This is a genomic window from Actinomycetospora sp. (assembly GCF_055612215.1).
Genome location: NZ_JBVPVA010000698.1, coordinates 1 through 6,231, shown reverse-complemented (window position 1 = coordinate 6,231; position 6,231 = coordinate 1). Strand labels below are relative to the sequence as shown.

Annotated in this window: 6 protein-coding genes and 1 pseudogene; all 7 read left to right on the top strand. The window is 75.6% G+C overall.

Annotation, left to right across the window (positions count from 1 at the left end; translation table 11 throughout):
* The coding region (locus AC0CYZ_RS19215; RefSeq protein ID WP_472218214.1) for an EamA family transporter at positions 1-379 on the top strand (379 nt) is incomplete at its 5' end.
* A gap of 62 nt (positions 380-441) precedes the next feature.
* A complete protein-coding gene (locus AC0CYZ_RS19210) occupies positions 442-2,034 on the top strand; it encodes an anthranilate synthase component I (RefSeq protein ID WP_472218212.1) in 1,593 nt (530 codons plus the stop codon).
* Entirely contained in the window at positions 2,031-2,735 is a 705-nt protein-coding gene (locus AC0CYZ_RS19205; protein WP_472218210.1) for a Trp biosynthesis-associated membrane protein, read from the top strand. Before AC0CYZ_RS19210 ends, AC0CYZ_RS19205 begins: the two co-directional genes overlap by 4 nt.
* A 93-nt stretch (positions 2,736-2,828) precedes the next feature.
* The gene (trpC, locus tag AC0CYZ_RS19200; RefSeq protein ID WP_472218208.1) at positions 2,829-3,638 is read left to right on the top strand and encodes an indole-3-glycerol phosphate synthase TrpC; all 810 of its coding nucleotides are present in this window, start codon (positions 2,829-2,831) and stop codon (positions 3,636-3,638) included.
* 46 nt (positions 3,639-3,684) lie between these two features.
* A complete protein-coding gene (trpB, locus tag AC0CYZ_RS19195) occupies positions 3,685-4,992 on the top strand; it encodes a tryptophan synthase subunit beta (protein WP_472218206.1) in 1,308 nt (435 codons plus the stop codon).
* A gap of 56 nt (positions 4,993-5,048) precedes the next feature.
* Entirely contained in the window at positions 5,049-5,840 is a 792-nt protein-coding gene (trpA, locus tag AC0CYZ_RS19190) for a tryptophan synthase subunit alpha (protein ID WP_472218216.1), read from the top strand.
* A gap of 290 nt (positions 5,841-6,130) precedes the next feature.
* Positions 6,131-6,231 (top strand): annotated as a pseudogene (locus tag AC0CYZ_RS19185) (prolipoprotein diacylglyceryl transferase); the annotation flags it as partial.

Sequence of the window (6,231 nt, the reverse complement as noted above, 5' to 3'; positions counted from 1 at the left end):
GGCGCCGGGGGAGAAGTCCGGGCCGGTCGCGACGGCGACCGCGGCCGCGGCGGTCAGCGCGTTGGTCCTGGGCTCGCTGTGGGAGGGCGTCGACCTGACCCCGGGCTGGGTGGCGCTCGGGTGGCTCGCGCTGCTCGCCCTGATCGGCCAGTGCTTGGGGTGGGTGCTCATCGCGGGCGGGATGGCGCGGCTCCCGTCGTCGACCGGCGCGTCGATCCTGCTGCTCCAGCCGGTCGGCGCCGTGCTGCTCGGGATGCTCGTGCTCGGACAGTTCCCCACCACGTGGCAGCTCGCCGGCTGCGCCGTGGTCATCGGGGCGGTCGCGTTCGCCGCCCGGACCCGCGCCGAGCCCGCCCCGACGGAGGCCGCCGCCTCCTGACTGCCTCCGCGGAGGCCTCCGCGCGAGGCCGACGGGCGAGACTGTCGGTGGGGGCGTCCACAATGGGCGACGTGTCCGTGACCGATCAGCCGATCACCCTCGGGACGGTGGCGCCCGACCGCGCACGGTTCCACGAGCTCGCCGCGCACCACCGCGTCATCCCGGTGGTGCGCCGCCTGCTGGCGGACGACGAGACACCCGTCGGGGTGTACCGCAAGCTGGCCGGACAGCGGACCGGGACGTTCCTGCTCGAGTCCGCGGCGCACGGCGAGTCCTGGTCGCGGTTCTCCTTCATCGGCGCCCAGAGCGCGGCCACCCTGACCGAGCGCGGCGGGCGGGCGCACTGGACGGGCACGCCGCCGGTCGGCCTGCCGGGCACGGGGGACGACGCGACGGACGACCCGCTGGTCGTGCTGCGGGAGACCCTCGAGCGGCTGCGCACCGACCCGCTGCCGGGCCTGCCCCCGCTCACCGGGGGGCTCGTCGGGTACGTGGGGTACGACGCGGTGCGCCGCCTCGAACGCCTGCCCGAGCACGCGCAGGACGACCTCGCGATCCCCGAGCTGGTCATGCTCCTGGCCACCGACCTCGCGGTGCTCGACCACCACGAGGGCACGGTCACCCTCATCGCGAACGCCGTGAACTGGGACGACAGCCCCGAGCGGGCCGACGCCGCGTACGACGACGCGCTGACCCGGCTGGACCGGATGACCCGCGAGCTCGGCGCACCGGCCCCGTCGACCGTGGCGTCGTACGACCCGCTGGCCGGCCGCTCGCCGGTCGTCCGGCGCCGGTTCGACCGTGACCGCTACCTCGCGGCGGTCGAGACGGCGAAGGAGCGGATCCGGGCGGGCGACGCGTTCCAGATCGTGGTCAGCCAGCGCTTCGAGTCCGAGACCTCGGCGGACGCGCTCGACGTCTACCGCGTCCTGCGGGCCACCAACCCGAGCCCGTACATGTACCTGCTGCGCCTCACCGACGCCGAGGACCGGCCCTTCGAGATCGTCGGCTCCTCGCCCGAGGCGCTGGTGACGGTGCGGGACGGGGTCGCCACCACGCACCCCATCGCCGGGACGCGCTGGCGCGGCGCGGACGCCGAGGAGGACGTCCTGCTCGAGAAGGACCTCCTCGCCGACGAGAAGGAGCGCGCCGAGCACCTCATGCTCGTCGACCTCGGGCGCAACGACCTCGGGCGGGTCTGCGCCCCGGGGACGGTGAAGGTGCACCGCTTCTTCGACATCGAGCGCTACAGCCACGTGATGCACCTGGTGTCGACGGTGTCGGGCCGGCTGGCGGAGGGCCGCACCGCGTTCGACGCGGTCGCCGCCTGCTTCCCCGCGGGCACGCTGTCCGGGGCGCCCAAGCCGAAGGCCATGGAGATCATCGAGGAGCTCGAGCCGACCCGCCGCGGGCTCTACGGCGGCATCGTCGGGTACCTCGACTTCGCGGGCGACGCCGACACCGCGATCGCCATCCGCACCGGCCTGCTGCGCGACGGCGTCGCCCACGTGCAGGCGGGCGGCGGGATCGTCGCCGACTCCGACCCCGTCGCGGAGGACACCGAGGCCACGAACAAGGCCCGGGCGGTCCTGGCCGCGGTCGCGACCGCCGGCACCCTCGCCACACCGGAGCACGTGGGCGGGGGCGGGTCGTGAGCGGCGCCGCCGGAGCGACGTCCCGTCGGCCGGGCGGGCGGCTGCTGGGCCTCGCGGTCGTCGGGCTGCTCCTCGCGGCGGTCGCGCTCTGGGGCGCCTCGCGCGGCACGTGGCTCACCGCCACGTGGGACGTGCCGCTGCGCGGCCGGGTCGTCGCCACGGCGAGCGGCGCGGACACCGAGCCGGTGCTCGTGCCGTGGGCGCTGCTCGCCCTCGCGGCGATCGGCGGGCTGCTCGCGACCTCGGGCTGGGGCCGGCGCGCGGTCGGGGTCATCGTCGGGGTGGCCGGGCTGTGGGCGCTGCTGCAGTCCGTGTCGGGCCTGGTCGCCCCCGCGCCCTCCCTGCTGCCCGCGCCGGCCCGGCAGGCCGGCCGCGCCCTCGGGGTGCAGGTCACGCTCGTCTGGCCGCTGCTCGCTGCCCTGGGCGGGGCCCTGCTCGTGGTCGTGGGCGCGCTGGCGGCGGCCCGCGGCTCGGTCATGCCCCGGCTCGGTGCGCGCTACGACGCGCCCACCGGCCGGCCGCGGGAACGCCCGCCGGACGAGGACCGCTCGCTCTGGGAGGCGCTGGACGCGGGGGAGGACCCGACCGCCGCGCCGCCGCGGGCCGGACCCGGCGTGTCCGGTTCCGCCGCAGACGTCCCGGGTCCGTCGAGCCCCTCCGCGGGGAGGGCGCCGGACCGGACCGAGGGTGGCCGGGGTTAACATGGACCGAACTCGGCCGGCGGGATCGGCCAGGGGTCCTTCAGGCCCGGTGACACGACCGACGATCGCCCGAGGAACGGGGGCAGCATCCGCGTGAGCGTCCTGGAGAAGATCGTCGAGGGGGTTCGTGCCGACCTCGCGGAGCGCGAGGCCGCCGTCCCCTTCGACCAGGTCAAGGCCGCCGCGGCCGCGGCGCCGCCACCGAAGGACGCGCTCGCCGCGCTGCAGGGTCAGGGCATCGGCGTCATCGCGGAGGTCAAGCGGGCCTCGCCCTCGCGCGGCCACATGGTCGACATCCCCGACCCGGCGAAGCTCGCGCGCCAGTACGTCGAGGGCGGTGCCCGCGTCGTCAGCGTCCTCACCGAGCAGCGCCTCTTCGAGGGCTCGCTCACCGACCTCGACGAGGTCCGCGCCGCGGTCGACGTGCCGGTCCTGCGCAAGGACTTCGTGGTCGGGACGTACCAGGTGCACGAGGCCCGCGCCCACGGTGCCGACCTGGTGCTGCTGATGTGCTCGGTGCTCGAGCAGAACGCGCTGGACGCCCTGGTCGACCGCGTCCACTCGCTGGGCATGACCGCCCTCGTCGAGATCCACGACGAGGAGGAGGCGGACATGGCCCTGCGCGCCGGCGCCAAGCTCGTCGGGATCAACGCGCGCAACCTCGCCACCCTCGAGGTCGACCGGACGATCTTCAGCCGGCTCGCCCCGGGCCTGCCCGGCGAGGTCCTGCGGGTCGCCGAGTCCGGCGTGCGCGGCCCCGGGGACCTCATGACCTACGCGGGTCTGGGCGCGGACGCGGTGCTCGTCGGCGAGTCGATGGCCACGGCCGACGACCCCCGCGCGGCGGTGCGCCAGCTGGTCACTGCCGGCTCGCACCCGGCGTGCCCCAAGCCCAGCCGCTGACCAGCCGCCACCATCCGCCGACCGTCGGCACGAAGAGGGACCGAGCATGACCACCAGCCCCGGCGGACTCCCCAGGGCGAGCGACGGCCTGTCCGACCACGACCACGATCCCGACGCCACCGGGCACTTCGGCCGCTTCGGCGGACGCTTCATGCCCGAGGCACTGATCGCCGCGGTCGACGAGGTCGCCGCGGAGTACGACAAGGCCCGCCACGACCCGGACTTCCTCGCCGAGCTCGACCGGCTGCAGCGCGACTACGCGGGCCGGCCCAGCCCGATCACCGACGCGCGCCGGCTCTCCGAGCACGCCGGGGGCGCCCGCGTCCTGCTCAAGCGCGAGGACCTCAACCACACCGGTTCGCACAAGATCAACAACGTGCTGGGGCAGGCGCTGCTGACCGTGCGCATGGGCAAGACCCGGGTCATCGCCGAGACCGGCGCGGGCCAGCACGGCGTCGCCACCGCGACCGCCGCGGCGCTGCTGGGGCTCGAGTGCGTGGTCTACATGGGCGAGGTCGACACCGAGCGGCAGGCCCTCAACGTCGCACGGATGCGCCTGCTCGGCGCCGAGGTCGTCCCGGTGACCACCGGCTCGCGCACGCTCAAGGACGCGCTGAACGAGGCCTACCGGGACTGGGTCTCCAGCGTGGAGAACACCCACTACGTGCTGGGCACGGCCGCCGGCCCGCACCCCTTCCCGATGATGGTGCGCGACTTCCACCGCGTCATCGGCCTCGAGGCGCGGGCCCAGGTGCTCGAGCAGTACGGGCAGCTGCCCGACGCGATCCTGGCGTGCGTGGGTGGCGGCTCGAACGCCATCGGCATCTTCCACCCGTTCCTCGACGACGAGGCGGTGCGGCTGATCGGCTGTGAGGCCGCGGGCGACGGGGTCGACACCGGCCGGCACGCCGCGTCGATCACCGGCGGCAGCGTCGGCGCCCTGCACGGGGCGCTCACCTACGTGCTGCAGGACGAGGACGGCCAGACCGTCGAGTCGCACTCGATCTCGGCGGGCCTCGACTACCCCGGCGTCGGCCCGGAGCACTCCTTCCTGCGCGAGATCGGGCGGGCCGAGTACATCCCGGTCACCGACACCGAGGCGATGGACGCGTTCCGGCTGCTGTGCCGCACCGAGGGGATCATCCCGGCGATCGAGTCGGCCCACGCGGTCGCGGGAGCGGTGCGCCTCGGCCGCGAGCTGGGGCCGGACGCGACGCTGCTGGTCAACCTCTCCGGGCGCGGCGACAAGGACGTCGACACCGCCGCGCGCTGGTTCGACGTCGTGGACCCGGCCTCGCTGCCCACCGAGGAGCCCGACTCGCCCGACGCGGCGGCGGGGGAGCGGGAGCTGTGACGGAGACGAGCGACGCGACGGGGGACCGGACCGTCAGCGACGCGCGGCGGGGCGGCCTGTCCGTGCTCGACGAGGTCTTCACGACGGCCCGCGCCGAGTCCCGGGCCGCGCTCATCGCCTACCTGCCCGCCGGCTACCCGACCGTCGCCGGGTCGACCGGGCTGCTCACCCAGGCCCTCGACGCGGGCGCGGACCTCGTCGAGGTCGGCCTGCCCTACTCCGACCCGGTGCTCGACGGCCCCGTCATCCAGCACGCGGTCGACACCGCGTTGCGGGGCGGGGTGCGGGTCCGGGACACCCTCGCCGTCGTGGAGACCCTGGCCTCCCGCGGGGGCCGCGCGGTCGTCATGACCTATTGGAACCCGGTGCTGCGCTACGGGCCGGAGGCCTTCGCGCGGGACCTCGCGGCCGCCGGCGGCCTCGGCGTCATCACCCCCGACCTCGTGCCCGACGAGGAGCACGGCTGGCTCGCCGCCACCACCGCCCACGACATCGCGCCGATCTTCCTCGTCGCGCCGTCCTCGACCGAGCAGCGCATCGCCTCGACCGCGTCGGTGACCCGCGGGTTCCTCTACGCGGCGTCCACCATGGGCGTCACCGGGGCCCGCGACTCGGTGGCGGGCACGGCGGCGGCGCTGGTCGAGCGCGTCCGGCGCCACACCGACCTGCCCGTGGGCGTCGGGCTCGGCGTCCGGTCGGGCTCCCAGGCGAGCGAGATCGCCGAGTTCGCCGACGGGGTGATCGTGGGCTCCGCGATGGTCTCGGCGGCGGAGCACGGGCGGGCGGCGGTCGCGCGCCTCACCAGCGAGCTCGCGGCCGGCGTGCGCGGCAACCACACCGGGCGCTGACTCCCGGGGCGCCCACGTGGGAAGGCGCCCGCGCCGCCCTCCCATGATCATCAGCACGCCAGGCACGCGAACCGGCCCCCAGACCTGCGCCCAGTGCCCCTCGTGACCGGTGGCCGGGCTCGCCTGACGATCAGGGGCGCGTCCGGCAGGTTCGGCAGCCCCGATACCTGCGCCCAGTGCCTCTCGCGCGCGGTCGAGGGAGGCGACCCGGCCGCCTGCGGACACGACCCGGCCCCGCCCTCACCGAACGCCGTCCCCTCGCCCGATAGCGTGGGCCCGTGCTCGCAGCGATGCTCCCGGCGACGATCCCCAGCCCTCCGCAGGGCGTGTGGCACGTCGGCCCGATCCCGCTGCGGGCGTATGCCCTCTGCATCATCGCGGGCATCGTCCT

Bases quoted from the DNA above. Each gene is read 5' to 3' on its own strand.
- AC0CYZ_RS19210 (WP_472218212.1), top strand. From the start codon at position 442: ATGGGCGACGTGTCCGTGACCGATCAGCCGATCACCCTCGGGACGGTG.
- trpB (WP_472218206.1), top strand. From the start codon at position 3,685: ATGACCACCAGCCCCGGCGGACTCCCCAGGGCGAGCGACGGCCTGTCC.